Source organism: Streptosporangium brasiliense, assembly GCF_030811595.1.
GTDB lineage: Bacteria > Actinomycetota > Actinomycetes > Streptosporangiales > Streptosporangiaceae > Streptosporangium > Streptosporangium brasiliense.
The window spans coordinates 472,424-493,142 of sequence record NZ_JAUSRB010000002.1; the positions used below are offsets into that span (position 1 = coordinate 472,424).

Annotated in this window: 18 protein-coding genes and 1 pseudogene; 3 read left to right on the forward strand and 16 right to left on the reverse strand. The window is 70.6% G+C overall.

The genetic code is table 11. From position 1 onward, the window contains the following. Positions 1–240: 240 nt before the first annotated feature. The 5 genes from J2S55_RS10595 to J2S55_RS10615 form a co-directional block, all read right to left on the reverse strand. On the reverse strand, positions 241–924 hold the full coding sequence (locus J2S55_RS10595; RefSeq protein WP_306859291.1) for a PH domain-containing protein: 684 nt from the start codon (positions 922–924) through the stop codon (positions 241–243). A 28-nt stretch (positions 925–952) separates the two neighbouring features. Further along, on the reverse strand, positions 953–2,032 hold the full coding sequence (locus J2S55_RS10600) for an adenosine deaminase (protein ID WP_306859293.1): 1,080 nt from the start codon (positions 2,030–2,032) through the stop codon (positions 953–955). A gap of 177 nt (positions 2,033–2,209) precedes the next feature. Then, positions 2,210–2,563, reverse strand: coding sequence for a cupin domain-containing protein (locus tag J2S55_RS10605; RefSeq protein WP_306859296.1), 354 nt, complete (start codon positions 2,561–2,563; stop codon positions 2,210–2,212). A 109-nt stretch (positions 2,564–2,672) separates the two neighbouring features. Then, positions 2,673–3,290 (reverse strand): AMIN-like domain-containing (lipo)protein, encoded by a 618-nt coding sequence (locus J2S55_RS10610; RefSeq protein ID WP_306859298.1) that lies wholly within the window; start codon positions 3,288–3,290, stop codon positions 2,673–2,675. A gap of 244 nt (positions 3,291–3,534) precedes the next feature. Continuing rightward, complete coding sequence (locus J2S55_RS10615; RefSeq protein ID WP_306859300.1) at positions 3,535–4,956, reverse strand: MFS transporter; 1,422 nt, start codon at positions 4,954–4,956, stop codon at positions 3,535–3,537. Between the two features lie 87 nt (positions 4,957–5,043). On the opposite strand from J2S55_RS10615, the gene J2S55_RS10620 reads away from it, so the two are divergent. Further along, a complete protein-coding gene (locus J2S55_RS10620; protein WP_306859302.1) occupies positions 5,044–5,463 on the forward strand; it encodes a MarR family winged helix-turn-helix transcriptional regulator in 420 nt (139 codons plus the stop codon). Between the two features lie 232 nt (positions 5,464–5,695). Here J2S55_RS10620 and J2S55_RS10625 read toward each other — a convergent pair whose 3' ends face one another. The 8 genes and pseudogenes from J2S55_RS10625 to J2S55_RS10660 all read right to left on the reverse strand — a co-directional run bounded on the left by J2S55_RS10625 (position 5,696) and on the right by J2S55_RS10660 (position 15,107). Continuing rightward, positions 5,696–6,976: a thymidine phosphorylase gene (locus J2S55_RS10625; protein ID WP_306859304.1), complete on the reverse strand. Its 1,281-nt coding sequence runs from the start codon at positions 6,974–6,976 to the stop codon at positions 5,696–5,698. A gap of 2 nt (positions 6,977–6,978) precedes the next feature. Further along, positions 6,979–7,374, reverse strand: coding sequence for a cytidine deaminase (locus tag J2S55_RS10630; protein ID WP_306859306.1), 396 nt, complete (start codon positions 7,372–7,374; stop codon positions 6,979–6,981). A gap of 60 nt (positions 7,375–7,434) precedes the next feature. Continuing rightward, on the reverse strand, positions 7,435–8,712 hold the full coding sequence (locus J2S55_RS10635) for an ABC transporter permease (protein WP_306859308.1): 1,278 nt from the start codon (positions 8,710–8,712) through the stop codon (positions 7,435–7,437). Next, positions 8,709–9,860 (reverse strand): ABC transporter permease, encoded by a 1,152-nt coding sequence (locus J2S55_RS10640; protein ID WP_306859310.1) that lies wholly within the window; start codon positions 9,858–9,860, stop codon positions 8,709–8,711. The genes J2S55_RS10635 and J2S55_RS10640 overlap by 4 nt, the downstream gene beginning before the upstream one ends. 73 nt (positions 9,861–9,933) lie before the next feature. Further along, positions 9,934–11,457 (reverse strand): ABC transporter ATP-binding protein, encoded by a 1,524-nt coding sequence (locus tag J2S55_RS10645; RefSeq protein ID WP_306875296.1) that lies wholly within the window; start codon positions 11,455–11,457, stop codon positions 9,934–9,936. Positions 11,458–11,546: 89 nt separating this feature from the next. Next, positions 11,547–11,897: a BMP family lipoprotein gene (locus J2S55_RS10650; RefSeq protein WP_306875297.1), complete on the reverse strand. Its 351-nt coding sequence runs from the start codon at positions 11,895–11,897 to the stop codon at positions 11,547–11,549. Between the two features lie 73 nt (positions 11,898–11,970). Continuing rightward, a pseudogene (locus tag J2S55_RS10655) lies at positions 11,971–12,570 on the reverse strand (BMP family lipoprotein); the annotation flags it as partial. A 1,298-nt stretch (positions 12,571–13,868) separates the two neighbouring features. Next, positions 13,869–15,107 (reverse strand): M20 family metallopeptidase, encoded by a 1,239-nt coding sequence (locus tag J2S55_RS10660; protein WP_306859312.1) that lies wholly within the window; start codon positions 15,105–15,107, stop codon positions 13,869–13,871. Between the two features lie 553 nt (positions 15,108–15,660). On the opposite strand from J2S55_RS10660, the gene J2S55_RS10665 reads away from it, so the two are divergent. After that, on the forward strand, positions 15,661–17,004 hold the full coding sequence (locus J2S55_RS10665) for a peptide ligase PGM1-related protein (protein ID WP_306859314.1): 1,344 nt from the start codon (positions 15,661–15,663) through the stop codon (positions 17,002–17,004). Here the strand turns inward: J2S55_RS10665 and J2S55_RS10670 are convergent. Next, the gene (locus tag J2S55_RS10670) at positions 16,963–17,181 is read right to left on the reverse strand and encodes an SCO4848 family membrane protein (protein ID WP_306859316.1); all 219 of its coding nucleotides are present in this window, start codon (positions 17,179–17,181) and stop codon (positions 16,963–16,965) included. The genes J2S55_RS10665 and J2S55_RS10670 overlap by 42 nt on opposite strands. A 94-nt stretch (positions 17,182–17,275) precedes the next feature. Here J2S55_RS10670 and J2S55_RS10675 point away from each other — a divergent pair, with 94 nt between their 5' ends. Then, a complete protein-coding gene (locus tag J2S55_RS10675) occupies positions 17,276–18,379 on the forward strand; it encodes a D-alanyl-D-alanine carboxypeptidase family protein (protein ID WP_306859318.1) in 1,104 nt (367 codons plus the stop codon). 255 nt (positions 18,380–18,634) lie between these two features. Here J2S55_RS10675 and J2S55_RS10680 read toward each other — a convergent pair whose 3' ends face one another. Both J2S55_RS10680 and trpS read right to left on the reverse strand, forming a co-directional pair. Next, entirely contained in the window at positions 18,635–19,567 is a 933-nt protein-coding gene (locus tag J2S55_RS10680) for a YihY/virulence factor BrkB family protein (protein WP_306859320.1), read from the reverse strand. 118 nt (positions 19,568–19,685) lie between these two features. Next, positions 19,686–20,690, reverse strand: a complete 1,005-nt coding sequence (gene trpS / locus J2S55_RS10685) for a tryptophan--tRNA ligase (protein ID WP_306859322.1) — start codon at positions 20,688–20,690, stop codon at positions 19,686–19,688. Positions 20,691–20,719 lie beyond the last annotated feature (29 nt).

Below are 20,719 nucleotides of genomic sequence, written 5' to 3' on the forward strand. Positions count from 1 at the left end.
GGAGCGTGAACCCAGACGTCTGGGCTGTGGTCTGGGCATCCTGCGGCGTAGGACACCTCCCGTCAAGGTCCGGGACACGCCCCGACGGGAAAGGCGGACACCTCGTGGCCGGCAAGGCGAGATCGACAGCGCCGCAGTCGATCGCGGATCAGCTCGGACTGCACGTCTCCACCGTGTCCCACGTCGGCCCCGGAGCCCCGCCGGGCCGGTCAGGAGGCGACGGCGGCCACACCGGGCCGGTCAGGAGGCGACGGCGGCCACGACCACCAGGGCGACCGCGGCCAGCAGGGCGCCCAGGGCGCCCGGAGCCCAGGTGACCTTCATCCGCCCGGCCCCGGTCGCCGGCTCACCGGCCGGCCCGGTGGGTCCGGTGGCACCGCCGGCCTCCGCGGCCTGTCGTCCGGCGGATCCGGCGGTCGCCCGCCTGGCGGCCTCGGCGCGCTCGGTGATCTGCTCGGCCACCCAGTCGGCGTGGGTCTTGCCCGCCAACGCCTCGGCTGCGGCCTGCTCCCCCTTCGAGCGCGCCGGCTCGGTCCGGTAGCGGCCACCGGTGCCGGCGGGGTTGCTGCGCCGTACGGCCGCCGCCCGCTCGCGGGCCGAGGTCTGCGGCATCCAGCAGCGGACGCTCCCGTCGCCGGATGTGATCTTGATCGCGTGGGAGACCGTGACCTCCTCCACCCCCTCCCACGGAACGAAGGTGTTCCTGAGCGGGTTGCGGACCAGCACGCCGTCCTCGGCCAGGACGACCGCCGGGCGCAGGCAGGTGATGAAGACCAGCGCGGTCAGCACCCCCAGCACCGCGGCGGCGACCAGCGAGGACGGCCCGCTGTAGCGGACGGTCAGGTCCACCGCGTTGCCCGCGGCGAACGCCATCCAGATCCAGCCGAGGATCAGCGCGGCCCTCGACCGGAACACCTGCTTCATCGAGTTCGCTCCACTCGTGCCGGCCCGCTCACGCCTGCCACTTGAGCCGCGCGAATCCGGGCTTGATGACGCCGTTGATGAGGGCCAGCCGCTCGTCGAACGGCAGGAACGCCGACTTCATGGCGTTGATCGTGAACCACTGCAGGTCGTCCCAGCCGTAGCCGAACGCCTCGGCCAGCTTGGCGAACTCCTCGGAGACGGAGGTGCCGCTCATCAGCCGGTTGTCGGTGTTGACCGTGACCCGGAAGTTCAGCCGGCGGAGCAGGCCGATCGGGTGCTCGGCGATGGAGGTCGCGGCGCCGGTCTGCAGATTGGAGGTCGGGCACATCTCCAGCGGGATCCGCTTGTCGCGGACGTAGGCCGCCAGCCGGCCGAGCTTGGCCTCGCCGTCGCCGGTCACCGCGATGTCGTCGATGATCCGGACCCCGTGGCCGAGCCGGTCGGCGCCGCACCACTGGATCGCCTGCCAGATCGACGGCAGGCCGAACGCCTCACCGGCGTGGATGGTGAAGTGGGCGTTCTCGCGCTGGAGGTATTCGAAGGCGTCGAGGTGCCGGGTGGGAGGGTAGCCCGCCTCGGCGCCGGCGATGTCGAAGCCCACCACGCCGACGTCGCGGTAGCGGACCGCGAGCTCGGCGATCTCCATGGACCTGGCCTGGTGGCGCATCGCGGTGAGCAGCGTGCCCACCCGGATGCCGCGCCCCTGCGAACCGGCCCGGAAACCCTCCTGCACGGCCTCGATCACCTCTTCGAGGCTGAGGCCCGCGGAGGTGTGCTGCTCGGGCGCGTAGCGCACCTCGGCGTAGACCACGCCGTCGTCGGCCAGGTCCTCGGCGCACTCGGCGGCGACCCGGACGAGCGACTCCCGTGTCTGCATGACGCCGACCGTGTGCTCGAAGGTCTCGAGATAGCGCTCCAGCGAGCCGGAGTCGGACGCCTCCCGGAACCAGGCCCGCAGGCCGTCGACGTCGGTCGAGGGAAGTCTGTCGTAGCCCGTCTCTCGGGCCAGTTCGACGATGGTCCCAGGCCGCAGGCCACCGTCGAGGTGATCGTGGAGCAACACCTTGGGGGCCCGGCGGATCTCCTCAAGAGCGGGTAGCTGACTCATCTCATCACCTTACCGTCGGGCCGCCGTATAACCGGGTGTACGGCCGGCGCTCTCGCGGGCGCGCGTGGCCGCGAGCCGGCCGCGGGACGCCCGGCGCCGCCTCGCCCGGCGCCCGCGACCGCCGTGGCGGAGGAGGGCCGCCCGTGACCGCGGCGCGGACCGCGCGGCCGCCGCGCGTCATTCCTCGCGGTTGACGGACTCGGGGGAGAAAGCGGGCAGGCAGACGGCGACGTATTCGGCACCCTCGGGGCCACAGCTGTAGCGGATCTTCTCGCCCGGCTCGCTCACGAACGCCTGCCCGGCGTTGACCTCGGTCGTGCCCTCCGCGTGCTCCACGACGACCGTGCCCTTGAGCACCAGCGTGTATTCGCCGAACTCCGGTGTCTGGGCCGGCTCGTCCCACCCGGCGGGGGCCCTCATGTGCGCGATCGAGATGCCGCTGTCACCGCTGTTGACCCTGCCGACGTATTCGTCGATCGTCTTGCCGCCCGGGACCGGGATCCGCGTCGCGCTGTCGATTTTGCGTACCATCGGACCAGTCTGTCATCGGTCTCGGCGGGCTCGCGCCCAGTGCGCTCAGGTTCAGTCGCTCGGGTTCAGTGGGCTCGGGCTGAGTGCCTCGGGCTCCGTGGGCTCGGGTTCAGTGGGCGACGTCGACGACCAGCCGGCTCGGGTTCTTGTGCTCCGTCACCCGGAAGGCCGCCCGGTGGTCCAGGACGATGCCCACCCCCACCACGGCCTCGAAGTCACCGGTCTTGGCCACCTGCCGCACGTTGCCCAGCCCGGCCTGGAAGATCGGCCCGCCTGCCCAGCTCGGGCTGCCCGAGCGGTTGTGCGCGCTGGCCGGGCTCAGCGACACCTGAAGGTAGGCGCCGCCCTTGACGCCGATCGGCTCGCCGGACCCGTCCTGGACGAGCTCGGGGACCCATCGCACGCTGTATCCCGGCACGTTCCCCTTCAGGTCGATCACCACGCGGTCGAATCCGCCGTGCCCGGCGAAGCGCACGCCGGTGACGGTCGGCGTCCCGTCGACGGCCCGCTTGACCTCGACCTCCTTGGTGCTCGTCGGAGGTTTCGGGGCCGCCCGCCCCGGGGTGGAGGACGAGGATCCCGGCGACGACGTGGGCTGGGGCGGCGCGGCCGAGGACGCGGGGGCGGCCGAGGACGCGGAGGAGAGGTCCTCCGGTGCGACGGAGCCGCATCCGGCGGCGGACAGGACGAGCGGGACAAGGGCGAGGACGAGGTGGGTGCGCTTCATGATGGCCTCCTGGGTCGTTAGATGCCCCGCGCCCGGGAGTGGTTCACCCGATGGCCGAGATCGACCGGATCCCGATCGCGGCAGCCGGATCCGGATCGCGGCGGCGTGCCGGGGCAGGGGTCAGGATCCGGCCGGGAACCGGGAGGGCGGCACACGACGAGGCCGCCGCGGGACCCGGATCCCCGCGGCGGCCGGCCGTCGTGCCGCGCGGGGCCCGTGTCCCCCGTACGGCGCGCGAGTGTCGTCAGACCGTCTCCAGCACCTTCTCGTCCTCGACGGCGACGGCCGTACGGGGGCGGCGCAGGCCGGTGAGGGCGATCACCAGGCCGACCAGCCCGAGGATCCCGGAGACCGTGATCGCGGCGTGGAAGCCGTCGAGCGGGTCGGCGCTCGTGCTGGAGGTGAGCACCGCCGTCACGATGGCCAGCACGACCGCACCGCCGACCTGTCCCGAGGTGTTGAGCAGGCCGGAGGCCAGTCCCTGCTCGTCGTCCGCGACGCCGTTGGTGGCCTGGATGTTCAGCGACGGGAAGGACAGTGCGAAGGCGATGCCCAGCAGGACCATGCCGGGGATGATGAGCGTGGCCAGGCTGGGGCTGCCGTCCACCCGCAGGAAGAAGGCGTAGCCGGCGGCCAGCGCGGCCGAGCCGATCACGATCAGCCGGGCGGTGCCGAACCGGTCGGCCAGGCCGCCCATCTTGGTGGACGTCACGGCCACCAGCAGTCCGGCGGGCAGGAACGCCAGGGCGGTCTCCAGGGCCGACCAGTGCAGGAAGTTCTGGAAGTACTGCATGGCCACGAACTGGAAGCCGACGTAGGAGCCGAACAGGATCACCAGGCCGAGGTTGGCCCGGACGATCGGGCCCGAGCGCAGGATGCCGAGCCGGACCAGCGGGTGCTTGACCCGCTGCTCGGCCAGCACGAACACCGCCAGCAGGACCGCTGCGGCCACCAGGGTGGCGATCGTGCGGACCGAGCCCCAGCCCGCTTCGGGGGCCTCGACCACGGCGAACACCAGCAGCAGCATCGAGGCGGTGATGGTCACCGCGCCGATGAGGTCGTAGCCGCCCTCGGCCCTCTCCTCGTGGTGCTTGGGCAGGAACCGCAGGGCCGCCGCCAGCGCGATGATCGCGACGGGGACCGGCATGAGGAAGGTCCAGCGCCAGCCGAGCTCGGTCAGGAATCCCGAGATGACCAGGCCCAGGGAGAAGCCGCTGGCGCCGGAGGCGGTGAAGATGCTGAGGGCCCTGTTGCGGGCCGGGCCCTCGGCGAAGGTGGTGGTGATGATGGACAGCGCGGCGGGGGCGGTGAACGCGGCGCTGATCCCCTTGATGAAGCGGGCGGCGATCAGCAGCGTGCCGTCGCTGACCAGGCCGCCGAGCAGGGAGGCCACGGCGAAGACCGCCAGTGCGGCCAGGAAGACCCTGCGCCGCCCGAGCAGGTCGGCGGTGCGGCCCCCGAGCAGGAGCAGACCGCCGTATCCGAGCACGTAGCCACTGACCACCCACTGCAGGGAGGAGGTGGACAGGCCGAGGTCGGCCTGGATGGACGGCAGGGCGACGCCCACCATCGAGACGTCGAGTGCGTCGAGGAAGACGACAGCGCAGAGCACTGTGAGCGCGGCCCAGAGGCGCGCGTCCCAGCGCCCGTCGTGGGAGGGGTTCATGGGGGGCAACAATACATGCAGGTGCATTTAATGCAACCGAATTTAATTCACGTGCATTTAATGCCTGTGCATGGTAAGATCCGCGGCATGAGCGAGGAGTACGCGGTCCGCGCGTGGCGAGAGGTGCTGGCCAAGCACGCCGCGACCGCCTGCGCACTGGAACGCGAGCTCTCCGAGAGACACCAGCTCGGCATGAGCGAGTTCGAGGTCCTGGAGCGGATGGTCGAGGGCGGCCAGGAGAAATACCGGGTTCAGGAGGTGGCCGACGCGGTCCACCTGAGCCAGAGCGCGTGCTCACGGCTGATCGCCCGCCTGGAGAAGTCAGGGCTGGTGCGCCGGGGGATGTGCGAGGCCGACCGGCGGGGCGTCTTCGTCCTCATCACCGACGAGGGCCGCGCCCGTCACGCGGCGGCGCTGCTCACCCACCGCGCCGTGCTGACGGACATCTTCACCTCCGGGCAGCCGGACCGGCCCTCGTGCTCCAGCCCCGCCGAAGCGCGGGCCTGAGCGGCCCGGCCGGTCCACACGACACGGACAGCCCAGCCGGTCCACACGGCACGGACGGCACACACCACGGCCCGCGCGGCCCAGGCCGGACCACCGGACAGCGCGCAACCGGCCCAGAGTGGACCCGCACCGGACATCCAGCCGGTCCAGGCCGGACCCGCGCCGGGAGCCCGGCCCTGAGCGGCCCGGGCCGGCCCGGAGGTGAGAGCGGCGGACCGGCGCGGGGCGGCGCTCAGGCGGTGACGCGGTCGATGACCAGCGGGAGCAGGCCGGGGTCGGCGGTCTCGCCGACCGCGTAGGCGCCCTCCAGCGCGGCGAGCGCCCGCTCGAAGCGGGACGTCTCGTCGGCGTGCAGGGTCATCAGCGGCTGCCCCTGACGGACCAGGTCACCCGGCCTGGCGTGCAGCATGATGCCCGCGCCGAAGGACACCGGGTCCTCCTTGCGCTCCCGGCCCGCGCCGAGCCGCCAGGCGGCCAGGCCCACGCCGTACGCGTCGAGCCTGGTCAGCACGCCGGACGAGGGCGCGGTGACCTCCAGCGTCTCGGCGGCCCTGGGCAGCAGGGCGTCCGGGTCGCCGCCCTGGGCACTGATCATCCGGCGCCAGACGTCCATCGCCGAACCGTCCTTCAGGGCCTGCTCCGGGTCCTTGCCCCCGGACAGGCCGGCGGCCTGCAGCATCTCCCGCGCCAGCCGCACCGTCAGCTCGACCACGTCGGCCGGCCCGCCGCCGGCGAGCACCTCGACCGACTCGGTGACCTCCAGGGCGTTGCCCACGGCCCGCCCCAGCGGCCGGTCCATGGCGGTCAGCAGCGCGACGGTGTTGACCCCGGCGTCGGTGCCCAGCTCGACCATGGTCGTGGCCAGCTCGCGGGCCTGGTCGACGGTCTTCATGAAGGCGCCGGAGCCGACCTTGACATCCAGCACCAGCGCCCCGGTGCCCTCCGCGATCTTCTTCGACATGATCGAGGAGGCGATCAGCGGGATCGACTCGACGGTGCCGGTGACGTCGCGCAGCGCGTAGAGCTTCTTGTCGGCCGGGGCCAGCCCGTCGCCGGCCGCGCAGATGACCGCGCCGGCCTTGCCCAGCACGTCGAGCATCCCCTCGTTGGACAGGGACGCCCGCCAGCCCGGGATCGACTCCAGCTTGTCGAGGGTGCCGCCGGTGTGGCCCAGCCCCCGGCCGGACAGCTGGGGCACGTAGCCGCCGCACGCGGCGACCAGCGGGGCCAGCGGCAGCGTGATCTTGTCACCGACGCCGCCGGTGGAGTGCTTGTCGGTGGTCCGGCCGGGCAGCGCCGACCAGTCCATCCGGGACCCGGACCGGATCATGGCCTGGGTCCACTCGGCGATCTCCCGCCGGGTCATGCCGTTGAGCAGGATCGCCATCGCGAGGGCGGACATCTGCTCGTCGGCGACGGCCCCCCTGGTGTAGGCGTCGATCACCCAGTCGATCTGCTCGGCCGACAGCTCCCGGCCGTCCCGCTTGGTGACGATGACGTCGATCGCGTCCATGCTCAGGCCCCCCGGCTCAGGTCATCGGGTCCGAAGGCGTACGGCAGGATCTCCGCCATCGGCTTGGGCCCGTCCACGGTCTCCACCAGCAGCGTGTCGCCGCCGAACTCGTACAGCAGCTGACGGCACCGCCCGCACGGCATGAGCAGTTCCTCGTGCCCGTCCACGCAGGTGAAGGCGGTCAGCCGACCGCCACCGGTGGCCTGGAGCGCCGACACCAGCCCGCACTCCGCGCACAGCCCGACGCCGTAGGAGGCGTTCTCCACGTTGCAGCCGGACACGATCCGCCCGTCGTCCACCAGCGCCGCGGCACCCACCGGGAACTTGGAGTAGGGGGCGTAGGCGTTCGCCATGGCCTGCACGGCCTCCGCTCTCAGGGCGGCCCAGTCGATGTTCATCTGCTCGTTCCGCTCACGGGCGCGCCGCGGACGACGCGCCCTTCGTCTTGCCCGATGTGGTCACTTCGCCTGTCCCCTGCGGTACGGCACGCCGTCCGCGGCGGGCGGCCGCAGCCGCTGGGCCGCCAGCGACAGCACCAGCAGCGTGGTGATGTGCGGGGTGACCGAGGTGAACTGGGGCGGGATGGTGTCGGTCAGGGCGAACACGACGAACACCGCGATCGCCGCGACCCCGGTGATCAGGGCCGCCCTGGCGCGGTTCTGCCGGACGAGCTGGTAGACCGCCACACCGGCGATCAGGATGGCCACCAGCAGCAGCAGCGCGTGCACCGACTCGCCGCCGCGGCGCAGCTGGAGCGCGTCGGTGTAGCCGAACAGCGTCGCGCCGGCCGCCAGGCCGCCCGGACGCCAGTTACCGAAGATCATGGCGGCGAGGCCGATGAAGCCGCGGCCGCCGGTCTGCCCCTCGCGGTAGGCGCTGGCGGCCACCAGCGACAGGAACGCGCCGCCGAGACCCGCCAGGGCGCCGGAGACGACCACCGCGACGTACTTGTAGAGGTAGACGTTGACGCCCAGCGACTCCGCCGCCACCGGCCGCTCGCCGCAGGAGCGCAGCCGCAGGCCGAACGCCGTGCGCCACAGCACGTAGAACGTCAGCGGGACCAGCAGGATCGACAGGAGGGTGAACAGCGAGACGTTGGTGGTCAGGCCCCGCAGGATGCCCGCGACGTCGGACAGCAGGAACCACTGCTTGGTCTCCAGCGTGGCCAGCGGGTCGCCGACCCACGGCAGGCTCACGGTGCCCGGCTTGGGCACGGGGGGCGACTGGGAGTCACCGCCGCCCGGCATCTCGGCGAACGTCACCTTGGACAGGAACTGGGTGACGCCCAGGCCCAGGATGTTGATCGCGACGCCGGAGATGATGTGGTCGACCCCGAACGTCACGGTGGCGATCGCGTGCAGCAGGCCGCCGATGGCTCCGCCGATCGCGCCGGCGACGACGCCCGCCCAGGGGTTGGCGAAGTGGATCGCCCCCCAGGCGCCGGCCCAGGTGCCCAGGATCATCATGCCTTCGAGGCCGATGTTGACCACGCCGGCCCGCTCGGACCACAGGCCGCCGAGGCCGGCCAGGCCGATCGGCACGGCCAGCGCGACGGCCGCGTTGATCGCCCCCGCCGAGGTGAGGTCGACGGCGCCGGTGACGGCGCGGGTGAACGACAGCAGGACGACCAGCCCGCCGAAGGCGAGCAGGAGAACCTGCCAGGTGAGTCTGAACTTGACGGGCTTCGTCGGCTCCTCCAGCGGAGCCTCCGCCAGGGTCACGGCGCCTCCGCTCATGCCGACGCTCCTTCAGCCTGGGCCGGGGTGCCACTCGCCAGTTCCTTGCTCACCCGGCGCTGGCCGGCGGTGATCTGGTAACGGTGGACCAGCTCGTAGGCGATGATGACCGAGAGCACGATCGTGCCCTGCATGATGGTGACGATCTCCGGGGAGATCTCGTGCAGTTGCAGGATGCTCGACGAGGTGTCGAGGAAGGCCCACAGCAGCGCGCCGAAGGCGATGCCGACGGGGTTGTTCCGGCCGAGCAGCGCGATCGCGATGCCGGTGAAGCCGAGCCCCGTGGGGAAGTCCAGGCTGTAGCTGTAGGACGCGCCGAGCAGCTGGGGCATGCCGACCAGGCCGGCCACCGCACCGGACAGGATCATCGCCAGCAGGATCATCTTCTTGACGTTGACGCCGCTGGCCACCGCGGCAGACTCCGAGCGGCCGGTGGCGCGCAGGTCGAAGCCGAAGCGGGTGCGGTTGAGCAGCACGTGGTAGAGGATTCCCATGACGATCGCCAGGATGATCAGGCCGAACACCTTGGCCTCGGTGCCGGGGATGATCGCCATGCCCGACACCTGACCGGACGGGTCGATCGGCTTGGTACCGATGTTGTTGCTGCCCGACACCTCGACCGCGAGACGGTCCTTGTTGAGCAGCCAGGCGCCGAGCGCGGTGGCGATGGCGTTCAGCATGATCGTGGAGATGACCTCGCTGACGCCCCGCCTGACCCGCAGCAGGCCGGCGATCGACGCCCAGCCCGCGCCGACCACCATGGCGACGAAGATGATGAGGGCGACGTGCAGCGGGGCGGGCAGCGCCACCGCGCCGCCCACGGCCGCCGCGACCAGCGCCGCCAGGCGGTACTGGCCGTCGACGCCGATGTTGAACAGGTTCATCCGGAACCCGATCGCCACCGCCAGGGCCGACAGGTAATAGGTCGTCGCGGAGTTCAGGGTCAGCACGATCGAGCGCGGCTGCACGCCGTAGTCGACCATGACGCCCAGCGTCTCCAGGGGCGGGTCACCGGTGACCAGCAGGACGATCGAGGTGATCAGGCCGGCGAACACGATGGCGAGGATCGGCGCGGCGAGCGAGAGCAGGCCACCGAGCCGGACCCGGCCGAGCAGCCGGTCGGCGAAGCTCGACTCCGCGGGGCTCATGCGACCACCCCGGCTGCCGTGCGGGGGCGCCGCACCTCGGGGAACGCACCCGTTCGGTGCGCTGCGTGGATGTTCATGCCGCCTCTCCAGCACCGGTCATGGCCGACCCGAGCTGCTCGGGCGTCACCGTCCGCGGATCCACGTCCGCGACGATGCGGCCGCGCAGGATCACCTTCAGCGTGTCCGACAGGCCGATGAGCTCGTCCAGGTCCGCCGAGATCAGCAGCACGGCCAGGCCGGCGGCGCGCGCGGCCCGCAGGTGGTCCCAGATCGCGGCCTGGGCGCCGACGTCCACACCGCGCGTCGGGTGGGAGGCGATCAGGAACACCGGGTCGCCGCTCATCTCCCGGCCGACGATCAGCTTCTGCTGGTTGCCGCCGGACAGGGCGGCGGCGTCCACGTCGATGCCCGGGGTGCGGACGTCGTACTCCTCGACGATGCGCTGGGTGTCCTTGCGGGCACCGCCGCGGTCGATCCAGGGGCCCCGGACGTTGGGGCGCCGTGTCTGGTGGCCGAGGATCCGGTTCTCCCAGAGCGGGGCCTCCAGAAGCAGGCCGTGCCGGTGCCGGTCCTCGGGGATGTAACCGATGCCGGCCTCGCGGCGGCGCAGCGTCGGCCAGGCGGAGATGTCCTCCTCGCTGAGGCGGATCTCCCCCTCCGCGGCGCGCATGCCCATGATGGCCTCGACGAGCTCGGCCTGGCCGTTGCCCTCGACGCCGGCGATGCCGAGCACCTCGCCCTTACGGATGTCGAAGCTGACCCCGTCGATGAGACAGCGCTCCTCGGCCGAGTGAACGCTCAGGTCGCGTACCGAGAGCGCGACCACGTCGGTGACGGTGGAGTCGCGGGTCTCCGGGCTGGGCAGCTCGCTGCCGACCATGAGCTCGGCCAACTGCCTGGCGGTCACGCTCTTGGGCGACACGCTGGCGACGGTGGTGCCGCGCCGGATGACGGTGATGGCGTCGGCGACCGAGAGCACCTCGTCCAGCTTGTGCGAGATGAAGATGATCGTGAGGCCCTCGCGGACCAGCTCGCGCAGGTTGTCGAAGAGCTCGTCCACCTCCTGCGGCACGAGCACGGCGGTCGGCTCGTCCAGGATGAGGATCCGGGCGCCGCGGTAGAGGACCTTGAGGATCTCCACCCGCTGCCGGGCGCCGACGCCCAGGTCCTCCACCATGACGTCGGGGTCGATGCCGAGGCCGTAGGAGTCGGAGATCTTCCTGATCTTCTTGCGGGCGGCGCCGAAGTCGATCGCGACCCCACCGGTGCGGGGCTCGTTGCCGAGGATCACGTTCTCCAGCACGGTCAGGTTGTCGGCCAGCATGAAGTGCTGGTGGACCATGCCGACGCCCACCGCGATCGCGTCGGCCGGGGAACGGAAGCTCGTGACCGCCCCGTTGACGCGGATCTCGCCCTCGTCGGGGCGCTGCATGCCGTACAAGATCTTCATGAGGGTGGACTTGCCCGCGCCGTTCTCTCCGACGACGGCATGCACGTGGCCCTGCTGCACAGATAGGGAGATGTCGCGGTTGGCCACGACGCCGGGGAATCGTTTTGTGATCCCCGCGAGTTCGACGGCCGGGGTCGGGGTGCTGATGACGGCCTCCTCCGCACGGGTGGCCCTGTTTGCGGAACGGGATGGTTGAGACTGACCGAAGGGCCCGGGGAATCGTCCGCCGGACCAGGTCAGGAGGTCTTCTCCGGCACGGTGATCTCGCCGGAAATGATCTTCTGCTTGTACTCGTCGAGCTTGGTCTTGATGTCGTCGACCTGGCCACCGGTGGTGGAGTAGTCGACGCCGCCGGCCTTGAGGTCGTAGATCGTGGTGCCGCTCTTCACCGTGCCGCCGCTGAAGCTCTTCAGGAAGTCGAAGACGGCGACGTCGACCTTCTTGATCATGGAGGTCATGATGACGCCCTGCAGCTCGGCGGCCGCGGTCTTGGCCTGGTCGGAGTCGACGCCGATGGCCAGGCCCTTGGCGGCCTTGGCCGCCTCGAACACGCCGCTGCCGGAACCGCCCGCGGCGTGGTAGACCACGTCGGCGCCCGCACATGCCCTCGGCCGCCGTCTTGCCCTTGGCCGGGTCGTTGAAGCCGGCGAAGTCCGGCGGCTGGGTCAGGTATTTGACGTCGACCTTGACGTCGGACTTGACCGCCTTGGCACCGGCGGCGAAGCCGGCCTCGAACTTCTGGATCAGCGGCACCTGGACGCCGCCGACGAAGCCCACGTGGTTCTTCTTCGACTTCAGCGCCGCGGCGGCGCCGATGATGAAGGAGCCCTCGTGCTCGGCGAACAGGAGGTTGGAGATGTTGGGACCCGTCGCGGCGGCGTCGTCGACGATCGCGAACTTGACGTCCGGGAACTCGGCGGCGACCTTCTTCACCGGGCCGGAGTAGGCGAAGCCGATCGCGACGATCGGGTTGAAGCCGCCGGAGGCGAGCAGGCGCAGCCGCTCCTCCTTGGCCGCCTCGGTCTCGCCGTTGCTGGCCTCGATCTCCTTGGCCTCGGCCAGGCCGAGCTCGGTCTTGGCCTTGTCCAGACCGGCTGCGGCGGCGTCGTTGAACGACTGGTCGCCACGGCCGCCGATGTCATAGGCGAGACCGACCTTCGCGCCCGTCGCGGCCGGAGCCGAGCTGGCGCCCCCGTCGCTCGGCTTGGCCGACGTGGTCGAGTCGTCGCCTCCACCACACGCGGCAGCCCCCATGAGCATGCTGCCCGTCAGTACGGTAGCTGCCAGCTTGCCGAATCGGTTCTGAAGCAAGATGGACTCCCTTCGCGTCTCAGTGCACGCGCGAAGAGACGCACGGCAACCCTGCACGGAAGATAGTTGGTCGACCAGGGTTGACCAAACCAGCGCACGGGTCCGAAATAGGTCCGTTATGCAGCTCACGCCGCCTTGTGACACAGGAAGGCGGCCGATCCTACCCGCCGGTAGCACCGTCCGGCGTCACGATATGGCGGCCGATCACGAACGATCTTCTCAGCGGCCCCGCCCGTGGCGACAGGTCGGCGAGACGCGGCCCCCCGGCCTGGAGCGGGGCCGCCGACGCGTCGACCACCGCGCCGGCCCGCCGGTGGCCGTTACCGGAGAGCGGCGGCCGTGATCGGAGATCGGCGGCCGTGACCGGAGAGAGCTCAGCGCGGCAGGGAGGCGGATCCGGCGGAGAAAGCGGGCCCGGTCGAGAAAGCGGACCCGGTAAAGAAAAGCAGAGCCGATGGAGAAAAGCCACCTCGACCGCCGTGAGCGTCCGATCAGACCGCGGAGAACATCTGACGCCTCACGTCAGCCGTGACGCCTGGAGGAAACACACGGCGCCCGCCGAATTGACCGCCGTCCACGCCGTGGCGCGCATTGACATCCATGGCCGGGAACACGCATTGACGTCCATGGCCGGGAACATTCGCGTCCGGGGAAGGAACGAGGCTTCCGTCCGGTCGCCGCCCGGCCGGAGCTCGGCCCACCCCGGACCGGAGCGCCGAGACGATCACGGCGCGATGCGGCACACCTCGGAAGATCAGCTCAGAACCCGCCTCCATCAGGAGGAACCGTGCCACGTGATCAAGGGGAACCGTGCCACGTGAGCTGACAGCCGGTGGCCGTGGTGCCCGCCCGGCCGTCAGCGGAGCAGGTCCCGGTTGCGTCCACCCCTCACCGACCCGGCCACCACAACGCAAGCATCAGGGCTTCTGTGAAGGCGCCGGCGAATTCCGTGCGGTGAGCCCGTCCGGCAACGCCCGGAAAACGCGGAAAACAACGTGACACATCCCGCGTCGGCGACATCCGTCAGCCCGGATCAAATCCGGCCGTCGACGTCAGGTGAAGTCGATGTCGAGTGAAATGGAGCGGCCGGGCAGAGCAGCGGACGACGTCCACGATTACCGGTGACGACATTCACCGGACTCCGATTCTTGACGGCTGATCCCCCGACCGCCGTGCCGTCCGGCTCCCCGCCCTCCGGGGGGAGCCGCCCGGCCCCGGTCCCTCAGGACATCGCGGACCCCGGTCCTTCAGGACATCGCGATGCCCGCGACCGGTTCGGCCGAGGTGGGGCGCCGCCCCTCCCAGAGCGCGGTCAGCGCGGTCGCCGCCAGGAACCGCACGCCGGTGCCGATGCACGTCTCGTCCACGTCGAAGGTGCCCTGGTGGATGTCGGCCAGCTGGTCCGAGCCCGGCTTGCGGGTGCCCAGCCGGGCGTATGCCCCCGGGACGGACTCGAGATACCAGCCGAAGTCCTCGCCGCCCAGGCTCTGCTGCGTCGGCACCGCGGAGCCCTCCCCGAGCACGCCCATCGCGGCCTCGGTCAGCATCTGCACGCTGACCTTGTCGTTGACGACGGGCGGCACGCCGCGGGCGTAGTCCATCCGGGCTTCGACCCCGTAGGCGCCCGCGACCGAGTCGAGCAGCCCCTTGATCAGCTCCGGGGCCGCGTGCCAGGCGTCCTCGTCCAGGCAGCGCACGGTGCCCTCGGCGACTCCGTCGTCCGGGATCGCGTTGGCCACCGAGCCCGCCTCGACCCGGCCCCAGACGAGGCTCAGCGACGAACGCGGGTCGACCCGGCGCGACAGTCCGGTGGGCAGCTCCGTGAGGATCTTGGCGAGGGCGAAGACCAGGTCGGCGGTGAGGTGCGGCCGGGCGGTGTGCCCGCCGGGGCCGCTCACCCGGATCGTGACCTTGTCGCAGGCGGAGGTGATCGGCCCGGACTTGAGGCCGACCTTGCCGACCTCCACCCGGGGGTCGCAGTGCAGGCCGAAGATCCGGTCGACACCGCTGATCCCGCCCGAGGCCATGACCTCCAGCGCCCCGCCGGGGAGCTCCTCGGCGGGCTGGAAGATCAGCCGGACCCGGCCGGGCAGCAGCCCGGCCTCCGCCTGCTGGGCGAGGAAGAGCGCGGTGCCGAGCAGGATCGTGGTGTGCACGTCGTGGCCGCAGGCGTGGCACACGCCGGGGACGGTGGAGCTGTAGGGCACGTCCTTCTCGTCCGGCACGGGCAGCGCGTCGATGTCGGCCCGCAGCGCCACGGTCGGCCCGTCGCCGCTGCCGACCTCGCAGATCAGACCGGTGCCACGCGGCAGGACCGAGGGCATGAGACCGGCCGCGGTCAGACGGTCGGCGACGCGCTGCGTCGTGCGGTATTCGGCGAACGCGAGCTCGGGATGCATGTGCAGGTCGCGGCGGAAGCCGATCAGGTCCTGCTCATGCCCGGCGAGGAACGTGTCGAGTTCTCCCCGAAAATTACGCCCCCGCATTGGTCACCATCCCATCCGCGCCAGCAGCCTGATCTCGACGCACCGTGCCACTGCCCAGAATCACGCGATCCATGAGACAGCCCGAAAATTGATCGTCGCACCGGTGGGCCGGAGTGGGTGCCGTGGGCCGTGCCGGAGCGACTGACGGATCGCCAACGCGGGAGCGGCGGACCAGGGTGAGACCACCGGCGCGCTGACGATGACATCGACTTTATCTCTCCTCCGTGGCCGCCCGCCGACATCTAGACCAAATGTTTTGCCGTCCCATCCATTACTTCTGTGCCTCGTGACCCACCCGGACCAGAGCCGATGACCCGGATTGGCTAGGGGCGGTAGCCGTACCGGGTGGTGCGGCCCGGGAGGTGACCGTCCGTGGCTCCGTTGAAACATTGACGACCTGGCAATTTACGTCACCTCAGGTGCCAGTCATCGAACCCGAGGGAGTGATGCAAACCGGAAGAATGCGTGCTTCACTCCGCATATGATCACTAAAATCCCATTCGGAAAGAAGCACGCCGGGTTAAGCATCTTCGAACCGAACGAGGGGACCCTGGTGGTCATCCCGTCACTCTCGCTCCCCCAGGACGAGCTGCGCAGGATCACCGGCGCCCTCTGCTACGAGGAGCGGCTGCTGTTCCTCCTGCTCACCCTCAGGCAGCCGGGCGTCGGAGTCGTCTACCTGTCCTCGACGCCGGTGGACACCGCGATCGTGGACTACTACCTGAGCTTCCTCGACGACCCCGACGAGGCCCGCACCCGCCTGCAAATGATCAGTTTGGATGATCCTCGCACGCAGCCGCTCACCGTGTCGGTGCTGCGCCGCCCGGACGTCGTCAGGCGGATCCGGGCGGCGCTCGGCGGCACGGCGGACGCCTGGATGGTGCCGTTCGTGGTCAGCGAGCACGAGGAACGGCTCGCCGAGGTCCTCGGCCTGCCGATCTACGGCCCGGCCACCTCGCTGGCCCACCTGGGATCCAAGAGCGGCGGGCGCATGATCGGCGAGGAGGCGGGGGTGCCGATGGCGCGGGGCTTCGCCGACCTGCGGTCGCTGACCGAGGTGGAGCACGCCGCCCGCGCGCTGAGCCCCACGACGAAGTTGATGGTCAAGCTCAACAACAGCTACTCCGGGCTGGGCAACGCCATCGTGATCAAGGACGAGCGGCCGCTCACCGCCTGTCACACGAGCTTCTCGGCGGCGGGCGAGACCTGGACGACGTTCGCCGAGAAGATCGCCGAACGGGGCGCGGTGATCGAGGAGTTCGTCGAGGGCCGGCCGCTGCGCTCCCCCAGCGCCCTGGCCAGGATCACCCCCGGCGGCGCCTACGACGTGGTCGCCACGCACGAGCAGCTCCTCGGCGGCCCGAACGGCGACGTCTACCAGGGCTGCGCCTTCCCCGCCCATCCGGACTACCGCGCCCAGGTGGGCGAGTGCGCCGAGCGGATCGCCCGCGTCCTCGCCGGACGGGGCGTGGTCGGCCTGTTCGGCATGGACTTCTTCGCCGTCAAGACCGACGCCGGCTACCGGGCTCTGCTGTGCGAGGTCAACCTGCGCATCGGCGGCACCACGCACCCGTTCGGCGCCGCGCTGCTCACCACCGGCGCCGCCTACGATCCCGGCACCGGCATGCTCATGCACGGCGACCAGCCCAAGTGCTACGTGGCCACCGACAACTGCACCGCCCCCTGCCTGCGGGGCCGCACCCCCGGAGAGGTCGTCAAGCTGGTCCACGACAAGGGCCTCGGCTTCGACCGCGAGACCCGCACGGGCAACGTGCTGCACCTGCTCGGCGCGGTCCCGGAGTTCGGCAAACTCGGTTTCACCAGCATCGGCGACTCGGCCGAGGAGGCCGCCGAGCTACACCGGAGGACCCTGCGGACGCTTCGCCAGTCCGCGTAGGCCGATCACGCCGAGCACGATGGCCAGGACGATGTTCACGGCGATCAGGATGCCGTGGACCACGTAGAAGGCCGTCGGGTGTCCGTCCGCGAGGTTGAAGCCGAGATTGATCCACTCGAAGACCATGAAAGCGGCGACGGCGAGCAGGAATACGGCGATCTTTCGCGACATTTGCATGACATCAGTATTCCGTTACCTGATGTGTCCCCTGGTCAGCGTGTGGGGCACGGCATGTGAATCGGCACGAAGCTACCCTGAGATCACTATGGGGATGAAACACGTCGCGCCCGTCGGGGTGCTGCTCGCGGCGACCGCCTTCCTGGGCGTTCCCGCATATGCCGAGAAAGCGCCCGTCGGCGGGAACGAGCTCGGCGAGCGGGGCATCATCGCCCCCACAGGGGTGAAGGCGCCGCCGAAGACGGCCGCGAAGTCCTACGTGATCGCCGACGCCGACACCGGGGAGGTCCTCGCCGCCAAGGACCCGCACGGACGATACCTGCCGGCGAGCACACTCAAGGCCCTGACCGCGCTCACCCTCATCCCGAAGCTCGACAAGAGCCGGAAGGTCAAGCCGAGCAGCCGCGCCGTGAACGAGGAGGGCAGCGCCGTCGGCCTGGTCTCCAAACCGATCTACACCGTCGAAGACCTCTTCAAGGCGTTGATGCTGGTCTCGGGCAACGACTGCGCGATGGCGCTGGCCGAGGCCAACGGCGGCCTGACCGAGACGCTGAAGGACATGAACGCCGAGGCCAAGCGGCTGCAGGCCCTCGACACGGTGGCCAAGACGCCGAGCGGGCTGGACAAGCCCGGCCAGAGCAGCTCGGCCTACGACCTGGCGCTGATCGCGCGGGCCGGACTGGCCAACGCCGATTTCCGGCGGTACATCAGCACGAAGACCGACAAGTTTCCCGCGCCCAAGGGCTACTACGAGATCGGCAACCACAACAAGCTGCTCTGGCGCTACAAGGGCATGATCGGCGTCAAGAACGGCTGGACGTCCAAGGCCATGGGCAGCTTCGTCGGCGCGGCCAAACGGAACGGGCACACCGTCATCGTGTCGATCATGCGGCACGACGGTTACTTCTGGGACGATGTCGCCGACCTGCTCGACTGGGGCTTCGCCACCCGCGGCAAGATCACCCCGGTCGGCCGGCTGGTGGACCCGCTCCCCGCGGCCGCCCCCATGCCGACCGGCCCGACCACCCCGCCCGCGACGCCGCCGTCACCGGCGCCCCGGCCCGGCAGCACAGGAGCCGCCCCCGCCTCCGGGGACGGCTCCCCCGCGGCCGTCCCGGTGGGCCTCTACGTGCTCGGCGCGGGCCTGCTCGGCGGCGGGATCTGGCTGGTGTACGGCATGCGCAGGCGGTCCCGCTAGCGCGGGCCCGGCACGTCCAAACGGCACGCCCAAGCGGCGCGGCCGGATGAGAGGCCCGGCCGGATTAAGGGTCCGGCCGGATGAAGAGTCCGGCCGGGTGACGGGTGAGAGGCCCGGCCGGGTCAAGGGTCCGGCCGAGTTAAGGGCTTGGCCGGGCGAGGGCCGCGGCCGGGCCTACCGGGCCACCAAATGCCTCTTATAGGCACAGACAGGCTTTACGGGCACAAATTTTTCCAGCCGAGTCCGCTGGAGTGGCTAGAGAGGGACGTCGGCGGCGGGGATCGGGGTGGGCTCGGGGGGCGGGCCGAGCGAGGAGGTCTCCGTCCAGGCTGCCGCGTAGAGGATCACCCGGGCCGACAGGTTGATCCAGACCAACAGCCCGACCATCACCGCGAACACCCCGTAGATGGGGTTGTTCAACGTCCTGGCCAGGATCAGCGCGGCGAGCTGCTTGAGGACGCCGAAGCCGAGCGCGCCCAGCAGCGCGCCGCGCAGCACGACCTGGAGCGGCTGCCTCGACCGGCCCATCCAGCGCAGGATGATCACGAACAGCACGGTGTCCGCCAGGACGCTGACCACCAGGCCGACGAGCCAGATCGAATTGCTGCCGATCACCGACCGCGACAGGCCCAGCCATCCGGCCACGGTCCCGCTGGCCTGGGTGGCGAAGCCGCCGACCAGCACCGAGGCGATCATCGTGACGCCGACCAGGACCAGGGCTGCCAGATCGCGGAGCTTGGCCAGGAAGAAGTTGAGCGGCGCCTCGGCGGTCATGGAGACCTCGCGGAGCGCGTCGCGCAGGGCGTCGACGGCGCCGAGCCCGGCGTAGAGCAGGCCGAGCAGACCGATGATCCCGGCGCTGGCCCGCGAGTCGGCGATCTGCTGGATCGGGAGCTGGTCGGCGAGGCCGGGGAGATATTGGTCGATGGCCCGCTGGAGGGTCCTGATGGCGTCCGGCCGGACGGACAGGAAGTAGCCGAAGACCGCGAAGGCCAGCGCGATGATCGGGAAGAACGACAGGAACGCGTAGTAGGTCACCGCCCCGGCCAGCCGGTCACCGGACTGGATCTGGTATCGCTGCACGGTCCTGATCAGATGATCGAACCAGGGCCACCGGATCCGGGTGGAGCCGATCCTCGACCGGCCCCACTCACGGAAGACCTCGATCCGTTCCTGCACGCTCGTCACCCGCGTCACCTACCCAATTACCGCCCTACCGTGCGCCTACCGCGCGCGGGGACGGGCGCCTCCCGCGGGCGGTCGCCCGGCGGGCCGTCGGGTGTCGGGGGAGCGAGCTGCCGGCGGGTCAGCGGGTGGGCAGGAATCCCGCCCGGTCGCGGACCCTGGTCATGGTCTCGGCGGCCACGGCGCGGGCCCGCGCGGCGCCGGCGGCGAGCATCTTGTCGAGCTCGGCCTCGTCGGCCAGCAGCTTCTCGGTCCGCTCCCGGATCGGCGTGAAGGTCTCCACGACGGCCTCGGCCACGTCCTTCTTGAAGGTGCCGTAGCCCTGCCCGGCGTAGCGGGCCTCCAGCTCGGGGATCGGCGTGCCGGTCAGCGCGGACTGGATGCGCAGGAGGTTGGTGATGCCGGGCTTGTTCTCGTCGTCGGCGAGGACCTCGGAGCCCGTGTCGGTGACCGCGCGCATGATCTTCTTGCGGAGCGGCCCCGGCTGCTCCAGCAGGTCCAGGATGCCGCCGGGCGAGGACGACGACTTGGACATCTTGGCCGTGGGGTCCTGCAGGTCGGTGATCTTCTCGACGCCCTCGACGATGTGCGGCTTGGGCAGCGTGAAGGTCTCGCCGAAGCGGTGGTTGAAGCGCTGCGCGAGGTCGCGGGTGAGCTCCAGGTGCTGCTTCTGGTCGGCCCCGACCGGGACCTGGTCGGCCTGGTAGAGCAGGATGTCGGCGGCCTGCAGGATCGGATAGGTGAACAGGCCGACGCTGGCCGAGCTCTCACCGGTCTTCGCCGACTTGTCCTTGAACTGGGTCATCCGGCCGGCCTCGCCCATGCCGGTGAGGCAGATCAGTACCCAGGCCAGCTCGCTGTGCTCGCGGACGTGGCTCTGCACGAAGACCGTGGAGCGCTCCGGATCCAGGCCGGCGGCGAACAGCTGGGCGGCGGCGACCCTGGAACGCCTGCGCAGCGTCTCGGGCTGGTAGTCCACCGTGATCGCGTGCAGGTCGACGACGCAGTAGAACGCGTCATAGCCGTCCTGCATCGCTACGTACTGCCGCACGGCACCGAGGTAGTTGCCCAGGTGGAAGGAGTCGGCAGTGGGCTGGATTCCGGAGAGGACACGGGGACTGGCCATAGCACGTAATTGTGTCAGGTGTCGGGAGT